The 4,050-nt window shown below is 70.9% G+C and carries 6 protein-coding genes and 1 pseudogene; 5 read left to right on the top strand and 2 right to left on the bottom strand.

The genetic code is table 11. From position 1 onward, the window contains the following. The coding region (locus tag ABNT58_RS07040; protein ID WP_348752789.1) for a hypothetical protein at positions 1-215 on the bottom strand (215 nt) is incomplete at its 3' end. Positions 216-365: 150 nt separating this feature from the next. Between ABNT58_RS07040 and ABNT58_RS07035 the strand changes: the two genes are divergently transcribed. Then, positions 366-590, top strand: a complete 225-nt coding sequence (locus ABNT58_RS07035) for a hypothetical protein (RefSeq protein WP_348752788.1) — start codon at positions 366-368, stop codon at positions 588-590. 79 nt (positions 591-669) lie between these two features. Continuing rightward, complete coding sequence (locus ABNT58_RS07030; protein WP_348752787.1) at positions 670-1,122, top strand: DUF1810 domain-containing protein; 453 nt, start codon at positions 670-672, stop codon at positions 1,120-1,122. A 44-nt stretch (positions 1,123-1,166) separates the two neighbouring features. On the opposite strand, the gene ABNT58_RS07025 is transcribed toward ABNT58_RS07030, so the two are convergent. Next, the gene (locus ABNT58_RS07025; protein ID WP_348752786.1) at positions 1,167-2,114 is read right to left on the bottom strand and encodes a PEP-CTERM sorting domain-containing protein; all 948 of its coding nucleotides are present in this window, start codon (positions 2,112-2,114) and stop codon (positions 1,167-1,169) included. 228 nt (positions 2,115-2,342) lie between these two features. Here ABNT58_RS07025 and ABNT58_RS07020 point away from each other — a divergent pair, with 228 nt between their 5' ends. The 3 genes and pseudogenes from ABNT58_RS07020 to ABNT58_RS07010 all read left to right on the top strand — a co-directional run. Next, positions 2,343-2,933 (top strand): HupE/UreJ family protein, encoded by a 591-nt coding sequence (locus ABNT58_RS07020; protein ID WP_348752785.1) that lies wholly within the window; start codon positions 2,343-2,345, stop codon positions 2,931-2,933. Continuing rightward, positions 2,930-3,595 (top strand): HupE/UreJ family protein, encoded by a 666-nt coding sequence (locus tag ABNT58_RS07015; protein ID WP_348752784.1) that lies wholly within the window; start codon positions 2,930-2,932, stop codon positions 3,593-3,595. The genes ABNT58_RS07020 and ABNT58_RS07015 overlap by 4 nt, the downstream gene beginning before the upstream one ends. A gap of 25 nt (positions 3,596-3,620) precedes the next feature. Continuing rightward, a pseudogene (locus ABNT58_RS07010) lies at positions 3,621-4,050 on the top strand (hypothetical protein); the annotation flags it as partial.

The following is a 4,050-nucleotide window of genomic DNA, read 5'->3' as shown; positions in this document are numbered from 1 at the left end:
GCTGGCTGCGTGAGGGCCGCGGCCGACGCGGACAACCAGCACTCGCCGGGCTCCAGGGCTGTCGGCACCGGCGGCAGCCGCCCCCCGCTGATGAGCGCCAGGCAGGTGAGCGCCATCGAATCGGCCATCTGTTCGAGCACGCTGGCCGGGTCGCACCCAAAGGCGTGGACCTCGGGCAGGTCTCGGCACCAGCCGGCAAAGCCCACAAAGGGCATGGGCCGTCGCCGTGCAGCCCTTACAACATGTCAGCCTTGTGACGCAGCGATGACGAATCCGCTGGCGATCTCCTGCCGCCTTGCCTAAAGTGCAGTGCGGCGCGCCCAAGAGGGCTGTGCCGTCCGGCAGTTCCACAGGAGGTCAACCGTATGCGTTCCTACATCGATCGTCTGCTTTCCGAGACGCCCTTGCACCAGGACGTGCGCCTCATGGGCGCGGGCACGCCGCTGGAGAACCCCTGGGTGTTCGACGCCGGCGCGCGTGACCTGCAGCTGCTGGCGGCCCGCGGCGCGGTGGACATCGTGCACCAGCAAACCCGGTCGGTGGACGGCCAGGAGGTGATCACCGACCTGACCTTCAGGCGTTGCCGCTGACCGAACATGTCTAGACAAGCTTGCAGGCCGTTGGGTGCAGGGCGGATGTGCAGCACCGAGGTGCACCCTGGCGTCTGCGATGAGCGCGGCGGCTGACGACCTCGAGCGGTTCGTCGAGGCCCAGGGTCCGGTGCTGCAGGCCGTCCGCGCCGAGCTGCAGGCGGGCAGGAAGCGCAGCCATTGGATGTGGTTCGTCTTTCCGCAGCTGCGGGGGCTTGGCCGCAGCAGCACCGCGCAGTTCTACGGCCTGGCATCGGCGAACGAGGCGCGCCGTTACTGGGCGCACCCGGTCCTCGGCCCGCGCCTGCAGGGCTGCGTGGCCCAGGTGCTGGCCACGCCGCCAGAGCGGTCGGCGCACGACATCTTCGGCAGCCCGGACGACCTGAAGTTCTGGTCCTGCGTGACGCTGTTCAACCGCGTGGTGCCCGACGAGCCGCTGTTCGCCGCCGCGCTGGCTCGCTTCCATGGTGGGCAGGCCGACAAGGGAACCCTGGACCTGCTGGCGCTTGCGCACCCGCCGCACGGCGGCTGAAAGCGCAGGTGCGCCTGCATCGCCCGGTGGCGGGCGCAGCTTCGTCAGCGCAGCTGCCGGCTGCGTCGCCGCCGGTGCTGCCAGGCTGCCCACGGCAGCAGCCCCAGCGCCATCAGCAGCGAGGAAGAAGGCTCGGGCACCGAGCGGACGATGCTGCCGTCCACGGCGTCCAGCACCTGCATCGTCTCGGGTATCTGAAAGCCCAGGCGGAAGGTGTTGTCCGCAAACACCGCGCCGCCGAACGCCGCCAGGAGGCCGAACGTGCCCCGCAGGACGAAGCGGCTGTGAGCGATGCCGTCCTCCACCGAATCGGCGGTGAGCCGCAAGGTGAGGTGCAGCGTGTCGGCAACGGTGCCGCTGGCGGAATGGCTCGCACCCGTGCTGCCCAGGTAATGGCGGTTGGCGTCGGCGGCGTAAAGCATGTACCCCAACGTGGTTCGCGCCGCGACGAAGCCGTCCGGGTCTGGCGGGCCGACCTGCACCGATCCGTGGCCCGTCAAACTGGTCGGCAGTTCACGGCTCAGGCCCAGCGATGCATCCCAGCTGGCTTCATAGGTGTTGGCGAAGCGCCCCTCCGACATCATCCAGTAGGGTCTCGTGCGGTCCGGCGACATCGCCAGCGCCACCGCCATGCCGCGCAGCACGCCGGTGCGGGTGGCTTCCGCTTTGCCGTAGGTGCCCGCATTGGATTCGGCATAGGTGAAGCCGCCGTCGAGCCCCAGGGCGTAGAGCTGGAATGCGAAGCTCTCGTCGTTGTTGTACGGCATGTACAACATGTCGGCCTCGCCCCCTTCGCCGCTGAAGCGCTTGATGGTGCTGAGCGTGGGCCGGATAGCGTCCACGAGCCGGTAGTTGCCCATGACGTCGGCCCTGGCGCCGTGGCAGTAGGCGAAGATGTCGCCGATCTGCCCCATGCTGCACAAGGTGCTGGCCGCAGACCACGAGGCGAATGACCAGGCAGCGACGGCGACGCCGCATTTCAGGCTTGTCATGAGTGCTTTCCTGCGTCGGAACGGGGCGGGGCGCAGCGCCCTCCGAAGCAGCGTAACGCGGCGCTGCGTGCCGGTGATGAGGGGGCCCGCTGCAAGTTAGGGGGTGCGTTGCGACGGGCGCCGCCGCGAACAGCAGCCGTCACGGCCCGCAGCCCCCGGATGACGATTTGATGACTTGGGCCTGGCACGCGGCGCGGTTAGAGTGCGCCGCCTTCGCTGTCACCTGCCATGAACAAACACCTCGTACCGGCGGTCCTGCTGCTGCTTGCCCTGGGCTGTGGCCCGGCTTTCGCCCATGCCGATGCCGCCGATGCCGCGGGCGGTTTCCTCGCCGGCTTTCTTCATCCGCTGCTGGGCTGGGACCATGTGGTGGCCATGGTGGCGGTCGGGCTGTGGGGCGCCTTCCTGGGGGCGCCGGCCATCTGGGTGCTGCCGGTGGTGTTCCCGCTGGTCATGGCCTTCGGCGGGGTGCTGGGCATCGTCGGGGTGCCGTTGCCCGGGGTGGAAACCGGCATCGCGCTGTCGGCCATCGTGCTGGGCGCGATGGTGGCCCTGGCCGCCCGGCCGCCCTTGCCGGTGGCCGCGGTGCTGGTGGGTGCCTTCGCCATCTTCCACGGGCATGCCCACGGCACCGAGCTGCCGGGGGCGGCCAATCCGCTGGTCTTCAGCCTCGGCTTCGTGCTGGCCACCGGCCTGCTGCATGCGCTGGGCATCGGCTTCGGGCTGCTGGTCACCCGACCGGCCGGCCGCATCGCGGTGCGGGGCATGGGCGCAGCGATCTCGCTGGTGGGCGTGGCTTTCCTCTTCGGCCTGCTGTGAGGCCGCTGGCCAGAACGCTGGCGGCCACGCTGGCGCTGGGGGCCGGCGCCGCGCGCGCACACAGCCCCATCCAGGGCGTGGGCGACTTCTATGGCGGCATGCTGCATCCGCTGCTGGTGCCCGCGCACCTGATCGCGCTGATCGCCGTCGGCCTGTGGCTGGCCCAGCAACGGCCAGTGAGCGGCCGCGCCCTGAGCGCCACGCTGCTGGCCGTGCCGCTGGGCATGGTGGCCGCTGCCATCGGCGGCTGGCAGAACCTGGAGCTGCCGCTGCTGGCCGTGGGCGCCGCGGTGGCCCTGGCGGTGGCGCTGGCGCGTGAACTGCCCTGGGCCTGGCGCGCCGGAGTCGGCGCCTGGCTGGGGGCGCTGCTGGGCGCCGATTCGTTGCCCGACGGGTTGCGCGACCGTGCGCTGTGGATGTCGCTGGGCGGCACCTGGCTGTCGGTGTTCCTGGTGCTGGCGCTGGTGGTGGCGCTGAGCGACCTGGCCGTGCGCCCCTGGATGAAGATCGGCCTGCGGGTGCTGGCGTCCTGGCTGGCCGCCGCGGCGTTGCTGGTGCTGGCCCTGGCGGCCCTGGGGCCCACCGGTGCACCCGGGTCGCAGGCGACCGCCGCAGCGCCGTCATGCGGGCGACATGCCGCATGGTTAGCATCGCGCGCCTAGTCGCCCGCCTTTGACGCTGACCACGATGCCCCATTCCGCCACTGCCGCCCAGGCCAGGATGCGCCGTGCCCGTGGGCCGGTGGTCTGGCTGCTGGTGCTGGCCCTGGCGGTATACGGCTGCTCTTCGGTGCTGGTGCAGTTGCTGGGTCCGGCGCACCGGCACACGACCAGCCTCTCGGCCAGCCCCAGCTGGCTGCACCAGGCCGGCGAGGCACTGCGACAGGTGCGCGCCTGGCGGGCCGAACTGCATGCGCGCTGGCTGCCGCCCGGACATGACGGCCTGCACGGCACTGCGCACCCGCATGCCCATCCGCACCCGCATCCGCACCCGTCGGTGGCGGGCGATGCCGCCTTCGCGTCGGCCGACGACGCTTCGCTGGCCCATGCCCATGCGCATGCCACCTTCCAGCGCCATCACCACGACCCGCACGATGCCACGGTGATTGCCCTCGATG

The sequence above is a fragment of the uncultured Aquincola sp. genome (assembly GCF_964001545.1).
Taxonomy (GTDB): Bacteria; Pseudomonadota; Gammaproteobacteria; order Burkholderiales; family Burkholderiaceae_C; genus Aquincola.
Note: the sequence above shows the minus strand (reverse complement) of the source record. Positions and strands in the feature narration are given on the sequence as shown.